The organism is Bradyrhizobium sp. ORS 278 (assembly GCF_000026145.1).
In the GTDB taxonomy this organism is placed as follows: Bacteria; Pseudomonadota; Alphaproteobacteria; order Rhizobiales; family Xanthobacteraceae; genus Bradyrhizobium.
Window position 1 is genome coordinate 3,139,564 of sequence record NC_009445.1, and the last position, 20,059, is coordinate 3,159,622.

Below are 20,059 nucleotides of genomic sequence, written 5' to 3' on the forward strand. Positions count from 1 at the left end.
CAGCCGGGCTGCCTTGGTAAAGCCTCAATCCGGCCGTCACGACCTGTTTGAGTTGATGTTCGCACGGAAGGAATTTGCCGGCTCATCGTGACATCTCTGAAGACATGGGCGAGGCGGCCGTTGTAAGGCACGGACGCGGAACGGGAATCACCGAGCGCGCGGAACGTGCCGCGGTCGATGGGCAAGGGCTGGAGCGGGTTGAGACGATTGCCGCCGGCCGGCGCTGACGCTGATGGCAGGCTGGCCGATCTGCCGGCGTGCCCGATCGAGACGATGTTTTAAGACGACTGCAATAATCGAGGCTGCATGACGACCGACCGCCACCGCCCGCACCATCACTGTTTTGCGCTCTCCGCGGCACTGTTCGCGGCGGGAGCGCTGCTGTCCGGCTGCGCGGGCATGAGCGACAGCGTGTCGACGGCTTTCGCGGATCCGGCCAAATATGATCTCTACGACTGCAAGCAGCTCGAAGCCGAGCGCAAGGCGCTGGCGGCGCGGACCGCCGAGCTGCAGGGGTTGATGGCCAAGGCGGAGACCGGGGCCGGCGGGGCCGTGGTCGCCGAGGTCGCGTATCGCAACGACTATGTCGCCGTCCGTGGACAGTCGCAGTTCGCCGAGGAGGCCTGGCGGCGCAACAAATGCGTCGAGACGCCGCCGACGCCGGTGGCCGCCAAGGGCAAGCCGGCCAAGCCGGCGCGCGCGATGCGGCCGATGGCCTCGACGGGCTCCAGCGGTCCCTCGACCTTGCCGCGCGACGGCTCGGTTTATTGAGGCCGGCGCTTCAGAGTCGCCAATCGTAGATCCAGCGCTGCCGCGCCGACAGCCGCTCCGGCCCGAGCGCCTTGATGCTGATGTCGCGGGCGAGCGCCAGCGGTCCGCTCATGTGGTAGATCCGCCCCTGTTTGCGCGCGGTGGTTTGCACCTGTCCGACCCGGGGGCGGCGCAGTTTCGCGTAGCGCTTGAGCGCGCCTTCGATCCCCGCGAGTCCATCGGGGCGCGCCTCGCTCAGCGCTTTGGCGAGCACTGCCGCGTCCTCGATCGCCATGCCCGCGCCCTGCGCGGCAAATGGCAGCATCGCATGCGCGGCATCGCCGAGTAGCGCAACGTTGCCCTTGCTCCATTCGATGCCCTCCGGCACCGCGAACAACGCCCATTTGCGCCAGCCGTCGACGGCATTGAGCAGCAGCCGCGCCGTCGCCGGCCAGCCCGGCGGGGCGAAGGCGGCTTTCAGCTCGGCCGGATCGCCGTCGGTGCTCCAGCCCGGCCGGTTCCAGGTGCCGGGCACCACGGCGACGACGTTGACCTGGCGGCCGGCGGAAATCGGGTAGGCGACGAGATGGGCGCTCGGCCCCATCCACAGCTGCACCCGCGCGCTGGTGTAGTCGCGCGGCAGTTGCCGTGCCTCGAGCGTACCGCGCCAGGCGATCAGGCCGGAGAATGCGGCGCGGACCTGCGGAAACAGATGATGCCGCACCGCCGACCAGACGCCGTCGGCTCCGATCAGCGCCAGCGCCACGTCCTGCCGGCGCTCATCGCCGCGGCGGTGCACCACCGTCAGGCCCTTGGCGTGAGCGGCGACGTCCTCGAACTGGCATCCGAGCTTGAGCTCGATATCCGGATGCGCCATAGCCTCGGCAGCGAGCGCGGCCTGCAGATCGGCGCGATGGATCACCCAGTAGGGTGCACCAGCCGATTCGCTGGCCGTAGTGCCGAGCGGCAGCCGCGCGATCTCGCCGCCGGCGCGCGCGCTCATGATGCTGACCGCCTCCGGCACGACCGCGCGCGTTGTGAGACGTGGTCCCAGCCCCAGGTCGATCAGGATCCGGCTGGCATTGGGCGAGAGCTGCAGGCCGGCGCCGACTTCCTCCAGCCGCTCGGCCTTCTCCAGCACGACGACGCGGAAGCCCTTGGTCGCGAGCGCCAGCGCGGCGGTCAGGCCGCCGATGCCGGCGCCGGCGACAGTAACGGTACGCAGTGCCACGACAGGCCGGTCAGGCGACGTCCTTCAGCACACATTCCGGCGGCCGCGCCTCGCCGGCGGAGAGATCTGGCGCGTAGCGGTACAGCGTGGAGCAGTACGGGCAGATGATCTCTTTGTCGTTGCCGAGATCGAGGAACACGTGCGGATGGTCGAACGGCGGATTGGCGCCCACGCACATGAACTCATGCGAGCCGATCTCGATGACCGGAACACCGGCGTCGTTGTGGAAATGCGGGACGATGTTATCGGCCATCGGTTTAACCTCGAGTGGCAAAAGAAAAGAGCGGATCAGCGCGGGAAGCCGCCAGAACGGGACAGAACGGAAGAGCCCGGCCGTCACGAGGACGGCGACGCACCATGCTGAGCCATAAGGCCAATTTCTCGCGTTGGGAACCTGCGTTGGATGCGACGCACGCGGTTATTTTTGCGGCGTGTGGATTCGACACAAGCTGGCCCTCGCCGAGAAGCCCTTCTTTCGTCGGGGCCGTTGTGTCACGGACTGAATACCCTATGTCTTGTGACGGACGCCCGCGCGAAAACGTGAAGGCGGCGTGATCTGGATGCGGTTCGAAGATGCGAATCAATTGGAGGCTCAGCCTGGCCGTCGTCGGTCTCGCCGCCAGCGCCGCAGTCGGCGCGGCGTGGTGGCCGCATGCCTTTCGAGCCGGGACCGTGATCGCGGCGGCCGATGATCCCGCGCGGCTGTCCGAGCTCCAGGTGTCCGCGTTGCTGCGGACCGATCCGGCGCTGATCGCACGCAATATCGACGAGGCGCTCGCGGCCGGCGATCCGGATCTTGCCGAGAGCTTCGTCGCACTGGCCAGCGAGCATCGGATCACGCTCGACCCGGCGCTGGTCGAGCGCGTCAGCGATGCCGCTGCCGCTGAGAAGGCGCCGTCGAGCGTTGCGAAGCGCTTTGCGACCGGGCTCGTCACGGGCCAGGCCGACGATGTCGCGAGCCTTTCCGGCACGGTGGCAGGCGATCTGTTCGTGTTCGGCGACATCCGCGATGCCGTGCGCGAAGGCAAGCATCTGGCGATGGGCGAGGAGACCGACCGCCTCGTGCTCGGCCTTGCCGCGGCCGGGCTTGCCGTCACCGCGGCGACCTACGTCTCGGCCGGCGGCGCTGCACCGGTGCGGGCCGGGCTGACGCTGGTGAAGGACGCGCGCAAGGTCGGCCGGCTCGGCGAGGGACTGGCGGCCTGGGCGGGGCGCTCGGCGCGCGAGGTGGTCGATGCGCCGATGCTGCAGCAGGCGGTCGCCGCCGGCTCGGTGCTGCGTCCCGGTGAGACCGCGACCGCGATCCGCGCGGCGTTCCGGGCGGAGAAGGCTGGCGCCCTGGTGCGGCTCGGCAAGGATGTCGGCCGCATCACCGAGAAGGCCGGCACCCGCGGCGCGCTCGATTCGCTCAAGCTCGCAGAGGGGCCGAAGGACGTCGCCCGTGCCGCGCGCCTCGCCGAGGCCAAGGGTGGCCAGACCCGCGCGCTCCTGAAGCTGCTCGGCCGCGGCGCGCTGCTGCTCACGGCGGGCGCCTTCAATCTCGCGCTCTGGCTGTTCGGCGCGCTGATGACGCTGTTGAGCGCCGTCGCTTCGCTGAAGGCGATGGCCGAGCGTGCCACGCAAAGCCTCATCGATCGCGGCAAGCGGCGGCGGCTGCGCCGCTTGCAGGCGGAGACTGTGCGCGCCGATCTGGCTGCGGCCGCGCCCTGCGGCTAGAGTTCGCCGACATATCACTCCAGCGTTCCCGGGACCACGTCCGATGCCGAGCTTTTCCAACGGCGCCGTCGAAATCGCCTTCATCGATGAGGGGGAGGGCGATCCGATCGTGCTCGTCCACGGCTTCGCCTCCACCAAGAACGTCAACTGGATCTATCCGGGCTGGGTCACCGAGCTGCGCAATGCCGGCCGCCGCGTCATCGCGCTCGACAATCGCGGTCATGGCGACTCGGCCAAGCTGTACGATCCCGCGCAGTACGCGATTGCCGAGATGGCGAGCGATGTCACGGCGCTGATGGATCATCTCGGCCTCGCCAGCGCCGATGTCATGGGCTACTCGCTCGGCGGCCGCATCGCCGCCCACATCGCGCTGACGACGCCGCAGCGGCTGCGCTCGGCCATCTTCGGCGGCATCGGCATGGCGATGATCGAAGGCGGTGGCCCCGGCGAGAACGTGGCGGCCGCGCTGGAGGCGCCCTCGCTCGACGACGTCAGCGATCCCGTCGGCAAGACATTCCGTGCCTTTGCCGACCAGACCCGTTCCGATCGCCTCGCGCTCGCCGCCTGCATGCGCGGCTCGCGCGGCCTGATCTCGCGCGAGGACGCCGGCCGCATCGCGGTCCCCGTGCTGGTCGCGGTCGGCACCACCGACGACGTGTCCGGCTCCGGTCCCGCGCTCGGCGCGCTCATCCCGAACGCCGAGGTGCTCGACATTCCCAACCGCGACCACATGCGCGCCGTCGGCGACAAGGTCTACAAGGCCGGCGTGGTGGATTTCCTGGCGCGGCGAAGCGCATAGCCCGGGCGAGGGCGGCGACCCCGGGTTCTCCGACGCAGCTCGTGCGATCCCGCATGTCGCTTTCGCCTTGGCCCTGCGGGCTCCAGCTGGCGCTCATGCGGGCTACGGGAGAGTGTCTGCCGCTTCGGTCGTGCGCTCGCCGCTGAACCATTTGGCTGCGGCGATCAGCACCGTGAATGTCGCGATCCACACCAGCCTTGCGCCATAGCGGTCGTGCGGGCCGGAGATGACGCCGCAGATCACGGCGTTTCCGAGCAGCGCGAGCGTTACGGTGACGGCGAGCAGCGCGATGTCGTCGCGCCGCCGGCGCCAGATCGCGTGCGCCGCAATCGCTGCCGCCGCCAGCATCGACGCCAGCGCGACCGGCACGTGTAACCAGTTCACGACTGCGAAATTGATCTCCCAATGCTGCTGGTGCGCGGCGCGCATCTGCCGGAGCTGAGACGGGATGTAGCGCTCGATGATCCCATAAGTGTGCGGCACCCAGCCGCTGGTCCCTTCGCCGGTCGCCACATGCATCAGCTGCTCGCCGGTCGCGATCGCCGCCGCCTTGGCCTGCCACAGCGGATAGGCGGCGAGCGACTGCTTGACGATATAGCCCATCTCCTCGTTCATGCCCTCGAAGCGGCCGAGCTTGTTGAACATGGAGTTGCCCCACAGGAAGTCGTCGGCGGTGGGCGGCAGCTCGTTGCGATAGGGGCAGAGCTTGAGCTTCTCATGCCCGCAATGGTCGTTGAGATATTGCGCGACGATACCATCCTGCAGCATGCGGCCGAAGGCGACGCCGGTGCCGCCCGGCGTCCACGCCAGCTGGCCGGACAGCGCGAAATTCGCGGCGAGCAGCATCGCGGCGCCCACGACGATGGTCAGGCTGGCCTGGACCAGGCCGGACAATGCGATCTGCCGGCGCAGAAAGGGAAGGGCAATCCAGCCGGCGCAGCACAGACCGAACAACACGCCGAGCGTCGCGCTGTGGGTGGCGGAGGCGAATGCCACGAAGCCGAACAGCGCGCCTTTCTCCAGGACCGATGTTCGGCCCGATTGGGTCACCAGGATGAACAGCGCCAGCACCGACAGGCCGGCGAAGATGTCGGTCAGCAGCATGCTGGCGAGCCAGGGCAGGGCGGTGGTCAGGATCAGCAGCAGGCCGACCCACAGCAGCCGCAGCGGCTGCGCCAGTCCGAGCACGCGTAAGGTGAGCTGCACGATCCAGAGAGTGGCCAACGCCTGCAGCCCGAGATTCAGCCAGAAGCTCGAGCCTTCGCCGTAATGCAGATACAGACCGAACACGGTCGACCGGCTTGGCACCAGATAGCCTTCGTACCAGCGCGCGAGATAGCCGCCGGTGTCCCACTGCAACAGCGGGTATCCGTTCCACAGCGCCGGGGCGACCAGGAAGAGCGGGAGGACGATGACTGGCACCCACCAGGCCAATCCGGCCTCGGTCGCGCGTTCGTCCAGGATCTGAATGTTGCTGATGCCTGCCTCTCCCGTTCCGGACCACCTTGGCCAAAACATGGGTCAAGGAGGTATTCACCAATAGACTCAAGCGCTGTGGCGCGACAAGCCAACCCCGTGATCGGGCGGGGGAAGGGGCGCGTTCTGTTCCCCTGTGGTTCCTTTTTGCCGCAAGGGTGGTATCGGGCGGTCTTGCCAGCCTTGATTTCAGTCAAGGGAACCGCGTTTATCCCATCGCGGATGGCTTGATTTCCGGTTCCGGCTGACCACCTGAAAACGACGCCGGGGTCGCCGGTAACCTCGCTGCAAGGGACCGTAACGGAAATGTCTCAATCCCGTGTTCTCTGCGCGCGAGGCTGACGGGAACGGAACGTCCACCTTGCCCGGTGCGCAGAGGACAGCATTCCACGCGCCGTGCTATATTGCTTGCCCATTGAACTCCCGCGAGACGCAGCCATGGCTATGCATCAGACCCATCCTCAGAGCGGAAAGCTGGCGACGCTCGATCCGATCTGGGATCGGATCCGGACCGAGGCCGAAGAGATCGTCCGCCGGGAGCCGGAGCTCGCGACCTTCATCTATTCGACGGTGCTGCATCACAGCAGGCTGGAGGATTCGGTCGTTCATCGGGTCGCCGACCGTCTCGATCATTCGGCGCTGTCGGGCGATCTGATCCGCCAGACCTTCGACGATGCCCTGCGCGACGAGCCGGATCTCGGCCACGCCTTCCGCGCCGATCTCGTCGCCGTCTATGACCGCGATCCCGCGACGTCGCGCTTCATCGATCCCTTGCTCTACTTCAAGGGCTTTCACGCGCTGCAGACGCATCGTCTCGCGCATTGGCTTTATCGCAAGAACCGCAAGGATTTCTCGTTCTATCTGCAGAGCCGCTCCTCGGCGGTGTTCCAGACCGACATCAATCCGGCCGCACGCATCGGCCGCGGCATCTTCCTCGATCACGCCACCGGCTTCGTCTGCGGCGAGACCGCGGTCATCGAGGACAACGTCTCGATCCTGCACGGCGTGACGCTCGGCGGCACCGGCAAGGAGAATGAGGACCGTCATCCGAAGATTCGCCACGGCGTGCTGATCGGTGCCGGCGCCAAGGTGCTCGGCAACATCGAGGTCGGTCATTGCGCGCGCATCGCGGCCGGATCGGTGGTCGTGAAGCCGGTGCCGAACAACGTCACGGTGGCGGGCGTGCCGGCCAAGATCGTCGGCGAGGCCGGCTGCGCCGAGCCGTCGCGCACCATGGACCAGATGATCAACGCGATCGGTATCTGAGCCGCGCAGCGCGGACGCTCAATCTCCGAGTCAAGAGCTTTTCAACCACGGAATTTCGTGCGAACACATCGCTGATCCGTGGATCTGACGATCCGCCATTGCCGCGGCGGAGTGAATGTGAGATCCACGGCGTCCCTTTCAGGCCCGTGTCATGATGCTGGCGTCAATGCCGGGACCGACGGGCTGAACTAACAAGCTTCGAGGACACGGACGCAATCGCGGTGTCGCGTCCGAGAACGACGAGCAAACCCCGCTGCGATTGGAGATCACCCGTGGACGTTCAGGAAGTCAGGAAGCTCGACGCGTATCTGAAGCGCGTGTTCGGCAATCCCAAGATCCGCGTCGTGCCGCGGCCGAAGAAGGAAGACTCCGCCGAGGTCTATATTGGCGAGGAGTTCATCGGCGTTCTGTTCGTCGATGACGAGGACGATGACCGGTCGTTCCAGTTTCAGATGGCGATCCTGGAAGACGATCTGGTGGAGTAGGCGTCGCTGCGCTCGATCCTCGCGAGGTTGGGCGCACAGGTGCCAGTTATTGCGCCCTCTCCCCTTGTGGGAGAGGGCATGTAGGACAACGCGGCAGACTCGCTTGGGTGAGGGGTATCTCTCCGCGAGCGATAGACGTGGAAAGAACCCCTCACCCAACCGCGCTCGTCGATAGGCCGTACATGCCCTCTCCCACAAGGGGAGAGGGCGCTGTATCGGTCAGTCGCGTGGCGATCGCGTAGCCCGCATGAGCGTCAGCGACATGCGGGTTCACACGTGCTGTGTCGGAGACCCCGGATATCGCTGCGCTCATCCGGGCTACGACGAACTACTTCACCGCATGCATCTGCGCCGTCAGCCGCTCCATGGCGGCGGCGACGTCCTGCCATTGCGACAGCCAGCTGCGTGGATAACGAAAGACGAGATCGGCGCCTTCGATGCGGCGTTCGCTGAGGCACATGCCGGGCGTGGCTGCATCGCGCGTGCAGCGTGCGACCAGGGCCGGCTGCTCGGCCACGAACAGATCCTCGACATCGTAGGGCGTGCCGGCGCGGAAGCCGCGCATCGTCAGGCCGTCCTGCACCGAGACCGCCGCCGGGTTCAGATAGCGCGGATAGATCGTCGCCAGCCGCGCCTCCGGCGACAGCGCATCATGATGCGCCGAGATCGACACGAAGATGCGATCGATCGGATGCGGCGCCTGGTCGATCTGGTCGGCGGAGACGTGATGCGGCGCCTCGGGCGGGGTCAGCGAAGGATAGTCGAAGCTGAGATCGACGCGTTCCTGCGGGCCGGTGTGGCGCTGGATCTTCACCCGGATGGCCGCCGAGGGCACGTTGAAGATGGTGCCGCCGATGCTGACCGGCAGGCGATCGGGGCCCTTGTAGGCGCCGGCCCGCCAGGTCGGCCACAACAGATAGGCGACCAACGCCACCGCCAATGCCGCCAGCGCGCAGCCGATCACGATCGGCACGGCGTGGCCGTGTCCGTTCGAAGGGCGGACGCTGCGGACCGAAAACATCGTCATGGCGGGCAGGGGATCTCCGGGGCGAATCACGTCCGACTATGCCACGGCGATGCGGCTTTCTGCAGGATCTTACCCCATGGGGATCGGCGGCCCGCGCGGCCGGAGTTAACCCTTCCTTAAGTATAATGTGGCGCTCGCCGCGGTATTTTGCCAAACCAGCCTCGGGCAGTTCTGCATGTTTGAGTGAGTGCGTACGATGTCTGCAGAGGCGTTCAATTCCCTGTTCTCTCTCCTGATCGGTTTCGCGCTGGCCGGCGCGCTGGCGAGCGGATACCAGGCCTATGCCGAGCGTCCGCCCGGCTTCGAGCTGCTGCAGGAGGGCGTCACGCCCCGCCGCTTCGCCGCGGTGCCGTTCCTGGTGTTTGCCGCTCCCTTCATCATCATGCGCAACACTTTGCGCGGCGCCCGCATCGAGCGCCGCCGCTTCGAGTTCGTCATGCTGGCGACGGTGATCGCCGGGTTCTGGAGCATGATGTCCGGCACCTTCGTGGTGATGACGCTGCGCGCCGCGGGCGTGCTGGCCTGAGTTCCTCATCGCGGCCCGCCGAACGGCGCGGTTGCTTGAACTCGCGGCTCCGGCTGTGCCAAGGTCTCTCGCGAATGGGAGACCTTGATGGCCATCTACGAACTCGACGGGCAGGCGCCCGAGCTGCCGACGGACGGTAACTACTACATCGCCGAGAATGCCACCGTGATCGGTCGCGTGAAGCTCGCGAAGGAGGTCACTGTCTGGTTCGGCGCGGTCATTCGCGGCGACAATGACTGGATCGAGATCGGCGAGAGCTCGAATATCCAGGACAACGCGACCTGTCATGTCGATCCCGGCTTTCCGCTGCGCGTCGGCCGCAACGTCACGGTCGGGCACAACGTCATCCTGCATGGTTGCACGGTCGAGGACGACGCGCTGATCGGCATGGGTTCGATCATCATGAACGGCGCCCATATCCGCCGCGGCAGCGTCGTCGGCGCCGGCGCCATCATCACCGAGGGCAAGGACTTTCCGGAATATTCGCTGATCATCGGCGCTCCCGCGCGCGTCGTGCGCACACTGGAGCCTTCGCAGGTCGAGCGCATGGGCATCGCAGCCAAGGCCTATGTCGCCAAGGGGCCGCGCTACACCAAGGGATTGAAGAAGATCGGCTGAGGCCCGGGGGGGCGAGCGCCCAATCACGCGCGGCTCACGTGCCCTCGGACTCACTGGCCTCGCGCGCGGTGGCGATGCGCTCATGGCCGCTCGCCCAAAGCGCATGCTGCTCGCTGCCATCCTGATAGGGATTGGCCTCCGCTGGAATGTTCTCACGCGCGGCGCGCTGGCCTTGTTCGAACGGATCGGGGTCGGTGCTCATGCTGCGGTCCTGCCTCTCTGCCTGGGCTTCATCCTCGGCTTCGTCTTGCTCTTGCGCACAGGCGTCGCGGCGACGGCGTCGCCGTCCGCGACAGCGCTCCTGCGCAGAGCGTCCTTCAGATCGGCCGGCACACCGTGCTTCTCGAGCAGGTCCATGAAGGCTTCGTCGGCAAGGTCCTGCAGGCTGAGCATCTGATCGCGGCTCAGCTGCTTCAGCTTGTCGAATGTCTCCTCGTCGAAGGCGATCAGCTTGCGCACCCGTCCCGGCTCTCCTCGCGCCATCAATCCTCTCCTATCGGCATTGGTTCCGGAACACGCTCTGCCCGGTCGGGTTGAAGCCTAAAGGGAGAGCATCCGATGGCCAGGTTTTCATTCGGGACGTTGATCGTGATCGCAGGTCTTACCGCGGCAACGGCTGTCTTCGCTCAGGGCGGAGGAGGCGGGGGTGGCGGTGGCGGCGGCGCAGGTGGTGGAGGAGCAGGTGGCGGCGCGAGCGCCAGTGGTGGGGCAGCGGGTGGAGCAACGAGCGGTGGGACGGCTGCTGGCAGCCCCAGCGCCGCCGGAACGCCCAGCGCGGGGACATCTGCGGGAGCGGCCGGTGGCACGGTCGGGACGGGGACCAATGGCGTGAGCGGCTCATCGACCGGAAATGCTGCTGGCCTCGGCACCACGCCGAACTCGCCGAACGGCACCAATGGCGGCGCCGGGCTGTCGCAGTCGACCGATGTCAACGGCACCAATAGCCTCGGCACTGCGCAATCGACCGGCTCGGGGGCGAGCGGGGCAGGTGCGCGCAATTCCGGTATCACCACCGGCACTGGCCGTGGTGCCGCGGGCGGGACGGCGGCGACCGGACCGAACCGGACAGGCGATGCCACGGGAGACACCGAGATCCAGAAGGAAAACCAGAAGGTCGATCAGAAGGTGAAAAGCATCTGCAAGGGTTGCTGATTGTTGCCAGCGGCCGGCATGTCACGTGAAGACATCTGATCGCGCAGATGTGAGCGGGCGTGCCCGCGAGCTGTTCCAAATCAGGCTTTAAGGATCCACGCGGTAAGGATGTCGTGACCTGCCTGACTTTGGAGACCGATCGAATGCGCAAGACATGGATGGGATGGATGGCGGCCGGCGCGATCGCGCTGATGATGACGCCCGGTATGGCGTCGGCGCGCGGCGGCTTTCACTATGGCGGATTCCATCACGGCTTTTATCACCACGGCTTCGGCCCGGGCTTCGGGATCGGGTTCGGCTTTGGTTATCCCTATTATTACGGCGGCTACCCGTACGACTACTACCCTTACACCTACGAGGATCTCGGCGGCTGCTACGTCGTCAAGAAGCGCGTGCGCACTGCGCACGGCTGGCGTCTGCGTCCGGTGGAAGTCTGCGAGTAGCACCGTGAACCGATAAGCAGGTTGATGCGTTGGACGCTCACTTCGCTTTAACGATATCTCGTCACGATTCATTGCCGCTGCTGATGATCACGGCGGCAATGGAGAAAGAGCTGGCGCAACGCTTGCATGGATCCAGGCATGATGAACACACTCACATCCCCCGAACTCACCTTCGTCTTCATGGGCGTCGTCGTCAGCCTCGGCGCTGCGCTGGTCTGGATGGCCTGGGAGCTCGAGCGGGGCGCCCGCCAGCCCGCGAAGGTGCGGCGGCGGCGCTGATCTGAAAATCCTGCTTTGAATGTAGGGTGGGCAAAGGCGCAGCCGCGCTCTCGCCACGTGCGAGAAAGTAATGGTGCCGTGCCCACCATGTTGCAGCGGAGCATGCCGCCCAACGATGGGCACGCTGCCGCCTTCGGCGGCTGCTTTCCCATCCTACGAGGCTGTGAATCTTTCGATGCCTGTTCTCGCTGACTATGATTCTCTAAGCGGAGCGGTTTGCTGGAGGTCATGATGGCTAAGGACGAGCTTTTCGATGGATTGCCGGAGCAGTCGGGTCCCAAAGCGCGGGAGCTTCCGAAGGGTGCGCCTCGTCTGCGGGTTCCGGAGCGCAACCAGGTCGAGCTGCGCGCGGTCGATATCGACAGCCTGATCGGGCAGGATCATCCGGCGCGGATGATCTGGACCTATGTCGAGACGCTCGACCTGAGCGAGTTGGAAGACCGAGTGAAGGCGCGGGAGAACAGGCCTGGTCATCCGGCACCGTCGCCACGCCTTTTGCTGGCGCTCTGGCTCTATGCCACCAGCGACGGCGTCGGCAGTGCTCGGGCGCTGGATCGCCTGTGCGAGAGCCATGATGCCTATCGCTGGCTGTGTGGCGGGGTATCGCTGAACTATCACACGCTGTCGGACTTCCGCGTCGGCTGTGCCGATGTGCTCGACCGCCTGATGAGCGAACATCTGGCGGCGTTGAGCGAGGCCGGGCTGGTCGATCTCGATACGCTGGCACAGGACGGGGTGCGGATCCGCGCCAATGCGGGGGCCAGCTCGTTCCGGCGCGAAGCGAGGCTGCAGCAGAAGCTGGCGGAAGCAACGGAGGTGGTGGAAGAGCTCAAGCGGGAAGTCGATGCAGATCCAGAAGCCAGCAACCGGCGCATCCGCGCGGCGCGTGAGCGCGCCGCACGCGAGCATAAACAGAAGGTCGAAGCGGCGCAGGCGGCGCTGGAGGAGATCAAGCGCAAGCGCCAGAAGCTCGAGGAAAAAGGCGGCAACGGCAAGAAGCCGAAGGAGCCTCGGGCCTCCACCACCGATCCGCAGGCGCGGCGGATGAAGATGGCCGATGCCGGCTTCCGTCCCGCCTACAACGTGCAGGTCGTCAGTGCTGCTGCCGCGATGATCGTGGTCGCAATCGACATCGACAACAACGGATCAGACGGCGGCCTGATGCGACCGATGCTGGAGCGGCTGCGCGACAAGCTGCAACGCCTGCCCAGGCGCTACCTCGTCGATGGCGGATACTGCCGTGGCGACGACATCGAATGGGCGCATGGCCAGAACATCGAGATCTACTGTCCGCCGCGCTCGCAAAAAAGCGGTGTTGATCCTTATCGGCCCCGAGATACCGATGGCCCTGGTGTGGCGGCCTGGCGAGCGCGCATGGCGAGCGAAGCCGGCAAGGCTCAGTATCAGCTCCGCTCGCTGTGCGAATGCATCCACGCCCGCTGGCGCAACTGGGACCTCCGGCAAGTGACGGTACGCGGCATCGACAAGGTTCGCGCCGTCGTGAGCTGGTACGCGTTCACCAACAACCTTCTGCAAGGATTGCACCTCATCGCCTGTCAAAAAGCAGCATCATAGCCGCCGATAGCGGCATCCGAGGGATCCTCCGGGACAATCCGCCGCACAGAGCCGCACACAACGGCTATCCCCGCGGCGACAGCCCCCTCGTCGCAAACTCAGCCCTGAACTCAAATTGGCTCACAAGCTCTACGTGACCGTGCTTCAGCTCAGCACACCATATTTCTTGAACCACGCCTGCATCTGTGACCACGCGTCCTCGGCCGCCTCCTTGCGGTAGCTTGGGCGGTAGTCGGCGTGGAAGCCATGCGGAGCGCCGGGATAGAGCTTGAACTCCGCGGCCTTCTTGTTCTCCGCGAGCGCGGCCTTCATCGCCTCGACGCTGGCGACGGGAATGCCGGTGTCCGCCTCGCCATAAAGTCCGAGCACGGGCGCCTTGATCTCGGGTGCGAGCTGCATCGGGCTCTTTGGAAAAGCCGCGCTGGGCGGATCGGTCAGCGGGCCGTAGAAGGCGACGGCGGCCTTCAGCCCGGCATTGTGGGCGGCATATTCCCAGACATTGCGGCCGCCGCGGCAGAAGCCGACGATGCCGAGCCGCGAGGTGTCGCCGCCCTGGGCCTTGGCCCAGGCGACAGTCGCATCGAGATCCGACAGCAGCTCCGCATCAGGCTTCGCATTCACGATCGGCAGCAGGTCCTTGATATCGGTGATCTTCGTGAGGTCGGTGCCCTTGCGGAAGTAGTAGTCCGGCGCCACCGCGAGCGCGCCGAGTTTGGCGAGGCGGCGGGTGACGTCCTTGATGTACTGGTGCAGGCCGAAGATCTCCATCGCGACCAGGATGACGGGCGGGTTGCTGGCGCTGGCGGGCCTCGCGAAATACACCGGCATCTCGCCGTCGGCGACCTTCACCTTGGCGTCGCCGGCATTGAGTCCATTGGTGTCGGTGGTGATCGCCTCTGCGCGCACCGGCCCCGCGGCCAGCGTATAGCCAGCCGTGACGGCGGCAGATGCGGTCATGAATCCGCGACGCGAGAACGGGGCGATTTTGGTCAACCCAATGACATCCGAGGTGATGACATCAGGGGTCAGGACAGGTTCGGCGGACATGCGGGCGCTTCTCCAAGGTGAGGCGCGCATTGAGCCGAGAACTGCTGCTGAAAAGCAAGTCACCAGCCGGAGAGCGGTGCAGATCGCTCCCGGTTCCATTGTGACGTTGCGATTGCAGCTCGACTCCAAAGAACAAGGCCGTCGGCGCAGTATGGCGCCAACGACCTTGCCAGCCCCGGATATTGAAATTGGCCCTGCGCCATCCTGAAATTGGCTCGCCATCCGGTGACCTCAAGATGGCCCGATTCCGCATCGGAGCTATGTGAAGCACTTCACATGGTTCCGGGAAAATTCGGCAGCAATTCTACTGGGAGAGGGTCGATCGGGGTCAGCCCCGGTTGCGGCGAGCCCGGTGGCCGCTGCGGCTCGCATGCGCGCGCTCGCGGATGCTGCGATTGCGCGGCGACGGCGCGGCCTGCTCCGCGGATTGCGTGCTGGCGAACGACTGGCGCAGGCCGTCGATGGAATCTTTCAGGGTTGAGACCTGGTCCGAGAGGCGTTTGGTGTCGGCCTGCTGCGCGGTGAGCAGGCGGCGCATGCTTTGCAACTGCTCCTGCATCATCTGCAGCTGGTCGATGGATTCCTGCTGCGTGGCCTCGAGACCCTTGGTCTTCTCGACCAGCTGCTCGGAGGCCTGCACCGTCCTCGCCTGGAGCTGTCGCGTGACCGCGCCGCGCTCAGCCTCGGCGGGGGATCCGGCATAGGCTCGCCACAGCACGATGCCGCCAATGCCGGCGACCAGCACCAGCAGGGTGGCGGCGGCGAGCGCGATCGGCTGCGAGCTCTTGACGGGACTGACGTTGGTCTTGTCGAGATAGCTTCTGGTGTCGCGCGTCACCGGATTCATCTAGAAACCACCCACAATCAAAAAAAGCTTCGGAAGCCGCCCCGGAATGGGAGCGGCGAAAAGGCGAGTCCCAGGACCTCGCCGCGGCAGCAAAACGCGTGCCCGGCGGAAAGCGATCCCCGCAGCAAGACATTATTAGCAAATCGGACAAAAGCGAGACCCGCAAGATCGCGGGCGACGGGTCAGACCACAGCGGTATCGGGGTCATCCCAACCGGGGCGGACGGCGCCTAAAGCACATGCGGCCAGGGGCTTACTGAGTTGCGTTGCAGTTCCGGCAGATCGTAAGCTTCTGCTTCAGGCGGGCCTCGTCAGCCATGTCGGCCGCCTGTTCTTCCTCATAGGTCATGCGCCCGTTGCGATAGCCGGAGCCCGACTGCGACGACATCACGTCGACCCGCGAGTCGCCCTTGCGCTTGCTGCCCTTGCGGCCGGAGGTGCCGATGTCCGGCTCCATTGCCATGTCGTTGTCGGTCTCGGAGGAGGCGACCCGGCCATCCCAATCCGATCCGGCAGCAGGGCCCGACTGCGGCGCAGCCATGACCACTTTAGGCGCAGCCGCTGCCGCCGGAGACGCCATCGCCGGAGCGGCGGCAGGCGTATCGGCCGAGGCCAGGGGGCCGGAACAGCCGGTCCCCGACATGCAGCAGTTCGCCAAGGTCAGGGCCGCGGCCACGAGCGCCGCACTTCGCAGGATCATCATCATGCCGACAACCTAAACCCGACCGCGGAGGGAAAACAAGGTTGGCCGGCCATCCGCCGCGCCCTGTCTGCGACATATCGTCAAAGCAAGGCCAAAAAAAGTTGCGGCCAGCCCTTGGGGGAGAGCTGGCCGCGCGCGAACCGGTCTGGGACGGGGAGGGGTGGGGATGTGACCGGGTCGCGTAACTCGATTCCTGTTGTCGTGCCTCGTCTCTGCGCTCGCGAACGCTTCAGCGTTCTCTGGCGCTGGCGGTGGCCACTGCCGGGCGACCGTCGCCGAGCGAGACCCAGACGTTGGGGTCGCTCTGCGACTGCCGCTTGACGAAGCGGTAGCCGGTCTCGGTCCAGGCAACGACGTTCTCGTTCTGATTGTCGAGAATGTACTCGCCCTTGTCGGTCTTCACGGTGAGGACCGCATGTCCTTCACCCTTCTTGTCGCGCACCACAGTGATGAGCAGCGCCTCGCGGGGCCAGCCGGCATCGATCAGCAGCTTGCGCTTCAGCAGCACGTAATCCTCGCAGTCGCCATAGCCGTCGGTCGGCAGCGACCATTTCTCGACCACGCCCCAATGGTCCATGTCGGTGATGGGCTTGACGTTCTCGTTGACCCAGCGATTGACCTTTAGCAGATCACGCCAGGCGGTCTGGGACAGCACGATGTCGCGGGGCTGCGACGCACCGCCGCGGCATTCCTCGGGAGTCTCGGTGCAGAACTCGATCCAGCCGATCGGGGCCCGCGTGGTGTCGCCGAGGCTCGCATAGAGCACGCGGTCATCACCGGCATGCGCCATCGTCCCCATCGCCATCAGGATGGCTGCAACCGCCAATCCCTTCGCCTGTCCCGTCCGCTTGACCATTTTGGCCCCCGTTTTGTTGGGACCATGTGTCTCACAAAGATTTTTCGCTGCCGCTAAACCGCCACGATGGATTTGACGAAAACCCAATTCAAACAAAGGGCTAATTAGGATCTTTGTTGAATCGAATAAGCCTAAAATTTGAATCGACCGCAATTAGTTCAAATGCTCTGGATTAAGGCGCGAACCGCTGCGTTTGCAGCCTCAACGGGGCTTTTCACGTGCTGAATTAACTGCGCTGGACACGCTGTGCGGTCGCCGAACGCGACACGGCGCCCGTGGGAGCGGGCGCCGTGGGATCCGTGAAGTTGCGGAATTTGCCGAAGTCGCGGCTTTACCGCGCGGTAACGCTCTCTTCGAGCGTTTCGGCGAGCTGCGGATGCATGAACTCGATGGCGAAGCCGCCTTCGAGATTGCGGATCACGCGGGCCTGCACGCGGCCGAGCATGACCTGCGATTTCATCGCCGGCTTGGTCTCGGCGGCGATGGCCGCGCCCGACAGAGACATATCGATGATGCGGCAGGTCATCTTGGTGCCGTCCTCGAGGGTGAGCACCGCGATCGGGTTGCGCGGGATGATACGGTCGTGGCGGCGATCCTCGGGCAGATTGAGGATGTCGCGGTTGGCGAGCCAGGTCAGCTGCGCGGCGAGCTTGTCGCGCTTGCGGGCGGTGGCGCCGATGGTCATGGCGAAGCCGTTGTCGATGATGCGGGTGATCTTGCCCTCGACGCGGCCGATATGGTCGAGATAGGCGATCACGCGGTCGCCGACATTGCCGATGCCGGGCGCGAGCAGCGCCAGGCCTCCGGGCGACATGTTGATGACCTGGCAGGGATACTCCCGCCGGTCCGGCAGCATGTAGCGGCCGAGCAGGTGGACCTTGACCCGCTGGAAACGGCGGCGCTCCTCGGCGGCCGGAAGGGATTGTTTGATATTCGGCAACGCCATGTTTCGCCACTCAAAGCCGGCTCTTAGCAGCGCCGGGGGATCCAGCAACGAAACTAAATCCTGCACGGTTAATTCAGCGTTATCGGGGCGCGGATGACGTAACCGGTAGGGTGGGCAAAGGCGCGGCCGTGCTGCCGCACCGGGCAACTATCGCAGTGGCGCCGTGCCCACCGTCTGTCGGTTTACTCTGTGAGAGATGGTGGGCACGGCGCCACTCCCGGCGCAATGCGTGGTGAGAGCACGGCCGCGCCTTTGCCCACCCTACGAGTCAGCGCCTCAGCGCAAGCCCTCATACACCATCAGGCCGCGGGCCAGCGCGAGCTTGCGCAAGGCGCGCGGCACGATCGGCTCGACGGGCGGATGGATGTAGCGCCAGGACACGACCTCGAGCGGCCCGAGCGCGCCTTGCGGCGTCTCGAACGGCGCGAGCAGGCCGGTCAGGCTGATCGGCTCATGGGCGCGCGTCGCGAACGGCAGAAGCAGCAGTTCGAACGACGCCGTCGTGCGATCCGGCGCCTGCGCCTTGACGCCGGCGATCGCGGGCAGCGTCTCCTCGGAGACGACAGTGACGATCTCCTCGATCTCGCGGCGGCTCGCCGGCGTGAACTGCGCCGGAAAACTCTTGTCCTTGACGTCGCCGCCGAGCAGGGCGCACAGCCGCGTGCCGGCCATGCGGAATGGAAAGCCCAACTCGGCGTCGCACGACAGCACGAAGATGTCGCCGAGCAGCTCGCGCACGGCTGACGGTTCGAACTCGCTGCGCTCAGGCGCCTTGGCGTGGCCGCGCCTGTCGTTCCAATAGGCGAAGAGCTCGCGATTGGACGGATGTTTCATCTGAAGACCCCTCGCGCCCTCGACGTCGTCAGGACATCGCTGTCCCGCTTTCGTCCAGGCGCCTCCCTGGATTGTTGTCGCAGGAGGGGCGGTGCAGCGTCCATGCCGATGGTGCGATCGTGCCGGCTTTCTCCCGATCTTCCGCGCGTTAAGGTTAAATTAACGATGTCCTTGGCAGCGCCCATGGGATCGTTAAGAAAGCGTTCATCAGGTCGCGGCCGGAAGGTGGAAGGTCCGCCGCGATCGGAAGGGTACACGAAGGCGGCGTCAAACACGTCCGGTCGTCGCGACGGGGAGGGGTGGGGATAACAAACCCAGGGCTCCCCGGACGCAGAAAAAAGACCGGCGATCTCGCGAGGGAGGGCTTTCTCAGGGCTCTCCCTCTTTCTTTTTCAGATCTCCGCACATCCCGGGCCATCAGGCCGCACATCAACTTTGCATGTGTGCGCTTGCACAACGCCGGCAAAGCCGCCTATCTGACGGTTCTGTTCCTCCCGTCGAAGGCGTGCGTTCCCTTGGATTCCCCGTCAGATCCCACGCAAGAGCAACCGCTTCAGGAGACGCCGCGAGAGCCGATCCTGAACCTGCCGGGCGCGTTGACGGCCTACATCGCTCTGATCGCGGCGATCCATCTGCGCGTGCTGCTTCCGGACGAGTGGGACAACTACGTCATCGACCTGTTCGCCTTCGTCCCGAAACGATACGACCTCACGCTACTCGACGCTGCGTTTCCCGGGGGCACGCCGGCCAAGCTGTGGACCTTCGTCAGCTACTCGCTGCTGCATGCCAATCTGACGCATATCGGCTTCAACATACTGTGGCTGCTGCCGTTCGGCAGCGCGCTGGCGCGGCGCTTCGGGGCGGTGCGATTCTATCTGTTCATGGCCGTCACGGCGGCCGGCGGCGCGCTCGCGCATCTCATCACGCATGAGCATGAGCTGGCGCCGATGATCGGGGCATCGGCCTCGGTCTCCGGCGCGATGGCCGCCGCGATGCGCTTCGCGTTCGTGCGCGGCGGCTTCCTGTCGTTCGGCCGCGGCGATGCCGATGCGGCGGCCAGGGTGCCGGCGCTGTCGCTGGCGAGTGCACTGCGCAATCCGCGCGTGCTCGGCTTTCTGGCGGTCTGGTTCGGGGTCAACATCGTGTTCGGCGTCGGCGACCTGACGCCCGGTGCCGAGGGCGCCAGCGTTGCCTGGCAGGCGCATATCGGCGGCTTCCTGACGGGACTGCTGCTGTTTGCGCTGTTCGATCCGATCCCGCATGTGCGTGAAGATGCTGCACCTGCGTTGCCGTCGGAGTCGGCCGACAGTTAGTTGCCTCAAGGCTGCGCTTGCGAGCGCGCGTGAATTCATCCATCATTTGCGCCTGATGCAACCGGAGCACGATTCCGGGCTAATAGAGCAGGGCGCTCGTTGCGGCGGGCAGCCTGCCGAGCGCAGTGCAACCAGAACGCGTTGCGATCAAGCGCGACTGGTGCATGGCCA

Annotated in this window: 25 protein-coding genes; 13 read left to right on the forward strand and 12 right to left on the reverse strand. The window is 65.7% G+C overall.

Annotation, left to right across the window (positions count from 1 at the left end; translation table 11 throughout):
• Positions 1 to 306: 306 nt before the first annotated feature.
• Positions 307 to 771, forward strand: a complete 465-nt coding sequence (locus tag BRADO_RS13760; protein ID WP_011925939.1) for a hypothetical protein — start codon at positions 307 to 309, stop codon at positions 769 to 771.
• A 10-nt stretch (positions 772 to 781) separates the two neighbouring features.
• Here BRADO_RS13760 and BRADO_RS13765 read toward each other — a convergent pair whose 3' ends face one another.
• The gene (locus BRADO_RS13765; protein ID WP_011925940.1) at positions 782 to 1,981 is read right to left on the reverse strand and encodes an FAD-dependent monooxygenase; all 1,200 of its coding nucleotides are present in this window, start codon (positions 1,979 to 1,981) and stop codon (positions 782 to 784) included.
• Positions 1,982 to 1,991: 10 nt separating this feature from the next.
• Positions 1,992 to 2,234, reverse strand: coding sequence for a zinc-finger domain-containing protein (locus tag BRADO_RS13770; protein WP_008964462.1), 243 nt, complete (start codon positions 2,232 to 2,234; stop codon positions 1,992 to 1,994).
• Positions 2,235 to 2,554: 320 nt separating this feature from the next.
• On the opposite strand from BRADO_RS13770, the gene BRADO_RS13775 reads away from it, so the two are divergent.
• Together BRADO_RS13775 and BRADO_RS13780 are read left to right on the forward strand one after the other, a co-directional pair.
• Positions 2,555 to 3,697 (forward strand): hypothetical protein, encoded by a 1,143-nt coding sequence (locus BRADO_RS13775; RefSeq protein WP_011925941.1) that lies wholly within the window; start codon positions 2,555 to 2,557, stop codon positions 3,695 to 3,697.
• Between the two features lie 43 nt (positions 3,698 to 3,740).
• A complete protein-coding gene (locus tag BRADO_RS13780) occupies positions 3,741 to 4,496 on the forward strand; it encodes an alpha/beta fold hydrolase (protein WP_011925942.1) in 756 nt (251 codons plus the stop codon).
• A 102-nt stretch (positions 4,497 to 4,598) separates the two neighbouring features.
• On the opposite strand, the gene BRADO_RS13785 is transcribed toward BRADO_RS13780, so the two are convergent.
• Positions 4,599 to 6,014, reverse strand: coding sequence for a hypothetical protein (locus BRADO_RS13785; RefSeq protein ID WP_011925943.1), 1,416 nt, complete (start codon positions 6,012 to 6,014; stop codon positions 4,599 to 4,601).
• A 396-nt stretch (positions 6,015 to 6,410) separates the two neighbouring features.
• On the opposite strand from BRADO_RS13785, the gene cysE reads away from it, so the two are divergent.
• Positions 6,411 to 7,238 (forward strand): serine O-acetyltransferase, encoded by an 828-nt coding sequence (cysE, locus tag BRADO_RS13790; protein WP_011925944.1) that lies wholly within the window; start codon positions 6,411 to 6,413, stop codon positions 7,236 to 7,238.
• A gap of 272 nt (positions 7,239 to 7,510) precedes the next feature.
• Complete coding sequence (locus BRADO_RS13795) at positions 7,511 to 7,723, forward strand: DUF3126 family protein (protein WP_006611186.1); 213 nt, start codon at positions 7,511 to 7,513, stop codon at positions 7,721 to 7,723.
• Between the two features lie 328 nt (positions 7,724 to 8,051).
• On the opposite strand, the gene BRADO_RS13800 is transcribed toward BRADO_RS13795, so the two are convergent.
• On the reverse strand, positions 8,052 to 8,750 hold the full coding sequence (locus BRADO_RS13800) for a hypothetical protein (protein ID WP_011925945.1): 699 nt from the start codon (positions 8,748 to 8,750) through the stop codon (positions 8,052 to 8,054).
• Positions 8,751 to 8,946: 196 nt separating this feature from the next.
• Here BRADO_RS13800 and BRADO_RS13805 point away from each other — a divergent pair, with 196 nt between their 5' ends.
• Positions 8,947 to 9,276, forward strand: a complete 330-nt coding sequence (locus tag BRADO_RS13805; RefSeq protein WP_011925946.1) for a hypothetical protein — start codon at positions 8,947 to 8,949, stop codon at positions 9,274 to 9,276.
• 87 nt (positions 9,277 to 9,363) lie between these two features.
• A complete protein-coding gene (locus BRADO_RS13810; protein WP_011925947.1) occupies positions 9,364 to 9,894 on the forward strand; it encodes a gamma carbonic anhydrase family protein in 531 nt (176 codons plus the stop codon).
• 34 nt (positions 9,895 to 9,928) lie between these two features.
• Here BRADO_RS13810 and BRADO_RS35410 read toward each other — a convergent pair whose 3' ends face one another.
• Together BRADO_RS35410 and BRADO_RS13815 are read right to left on the reverse strand one after the other, a co-directional pair.
• Positions 9,929 to 10,096: a hypothetical protein gene (locus BRADO_RS35410; protein WP_009027538.1), complete on the reverse strand. Its 168-nt coding sequence runs from the start codon at positions 10,094 to 10,096 to the stop codon at positions 9,929 to 9,931.
• Positions 10,093 to 10,377, reverse strand: coding sequence for a hypothetical protein (locus tag BRADO_RS13815; RefSeq protein ID WP_011925948.1), 285 nt, complete (start codon positions 10,375 to 10,377; stop codon positions 10,093 to 10,095). The genes BRADO_RS35410 and BRADO_RS13815 overlap by 4 nt, the downstream gene beginning before the upstream one ends.
• Before the next feature lie 345 nt (positions 10,378 to 10,722).
• Here BRADO_RS13815 and BRADO_RS35750 point away from each other — a divergent pair, with 345 nt between their 5' ends.
• From BRADO_RS35750 to BRADO_RS13830, 4 genes are all read left to right on the forward strand, one after another.
• Positions 10,723 to 11,046 carry a hypothetical protein gene (locus tag BRADO_RS35750; protein WP_011925950.1) on the forward strand — a complete coding sequence of 108 codons (324 nt, stop codon included), beginning with the start codon at positions 10,723 to 10,725 and terminating at the stop codon, positions 11,044 to 11,046.
• Between the two features lie 143 nt (positions 11,047 to 11,189).
• Positions 11,190 to 11,489 carry a hypothetical protein gene (locus tag BRADO_RS13825; RefSeq protein WP_011925951.1) on the forward strand — a complete coding sequence of 100 codons (300 nt, stop codon included), beginning with the start codon at positions 11,190 to 11,192 and terminating at the stop codon, positions 11,487 to 11,489.
• A 138-nt stretch (positions 11,490 to 11,627) separates the two neighbouring features.
• The gene (locus BRADO_RS34990; RefSeq protein ID WP_157872561.1) at positions 11,628 to 11,768 is read left to right on the forward strand and encodes a hypothetical protein; all 141 of its coding nucleotides are present in this window, start codon (positions 11,628 to 11,630) and stop codon (positions 11,766 to 11,768) included.
• 228 nt (positions 11,769 to 11,996) lie between these two features.
• Positions 11,997 to 13,343 carry an IS1182-like element ISBrsp2 family transposase gene (locus BRADO_RS13830; RefSeq protein WP_012029481.1) on the forward strand — a complete coding sequence of 449 codons (1,347 nt, stop codon included), beginning with the start codon at positions 11,997 to 11,999 and terminating at the stop codon, positions 13,341 to 13,343.
• A 144-nt stretch (positions 13,344 to 13,487) separates the two neighbouring features.
• Here BRADO_RS13830 and BRADO_RS13835 read toward each other — a convergent pair whose 3' ends face one another.
• Positions 13,488 to 14,300 (reverse strand): dienelactone hydrolase family protein, encoded by an 813-nt coding sequence (locus BRADO_RS13835; protein WP_011925954.1) that lies wholly within the window; start codon positions 14,298 to 14,300, stop codon positions 13,488 to 13,490.
• Between BRADO_RS13835 and BRADO_RS35295 the strand changes: the two genes are divergently transcribed.
• Positions 14,299 to 14,598, forward strand: a complete 300-nt coding sequence (locus tag BRADO_RS35295; protein ID WP_162093058.1) for a hypothetical protein — start codon at positions 14,299 to 14,301, stop codon at positions 14,596 to 14,598. The genes BRADO_RS13835 and BRADO_RS35295 overlap by 2 nt on opposite strands.
• A gap of 120 nt (positions 14,599 to 14,718) precedes the next feature.
• Here BRADO_RS35295 and BRADO_RS13840 read toward each other — a convergent pair whose 3' ends face one another.
• The 5 genes from BRADO_RS13840 to BRADO_RS13865 form a co-directional block, all read right to left on the reverse strand.
• Positions 14,719 to 15,237: a hypothetical protein gene (locus BRADO_RS13840; RefSeq protein WP_011925956.1), complete on the reverse strand. Its 519-nt coding sequence runs from the start codon at positions 15,235 to 15,237 to the stop codon at positions 14,719 to 14,721.
• A 252-nt stretch (positions 15,238 to 15,489) separates the two neighbouring features.
• Positions 15,490 to 15,942, reverse strand: a complete 453-nt coding sequence (locus BRADO_RS35755; RefSeq protein WP_244423035.1) for a hypothetical protein — start codon at positions 15,940 to 15,942, stop codon at positions 15,490 to 15,492.
• Positions 15,943 to 16,168: 226 nt separating this feature from the next.
• Positions 16,169 to 16,795 carry a transglutaminase-like cysteine peptidase gene (locus tag BRADO_RS13855; RefSeq protein ID WP_041756474.1) on the reverse strand — a complete coding sequence of 209 codons (627 nt, stop codon included), beginning with the start codon at positions 16,793 to 16,795 and terminating at the stop codon, positions 16,169 to 16,171.
• Positions 16,796 to 17,126: 331 nt separating this feature from the next.
• Positions 17,127 to 17,741: a PilZ domain-containing protein gene (locus BRADO_RS13860; RefSeq protein WP_041756475.1), complete on the reverse strand. Its 615-nt coding sequence runs from the start codon at positions 17,739 to 17,741 to the stop codon at positions 17,127 to 17,129.
• A gap of 276 nt (positions 17,742 to 18,017) precedes the next feature.
• Positions 18,018 to 18,575 (reverse strand): PAS domain-containing protein, encoded by a 558-nt coding sequence (locus BRADO_RS13865; protein ID WP_011925961.1) that lies wholly within the window; start codon positions 18,573 to 18,575, stop codon positions 18,018 to 18,020.
• 515 nt (positions 18,576 to 19,090) lie between these two features.
• Here BRADO_RS13865 and BRADO_RS13870 point away from each other — a divergent pair.
• Entirely contained in the window at positions 19,091 to 19,888 is a 798-nt protein-coding gene (locus tag BRADO_RS13870) for a rhomboid family intramembrane serine protease (protein WP_011925962.1), read from the forward strand.
• The last annotated feature ends 171 nt before the right edge of the window (positions 19,889 to 20,059 follow it).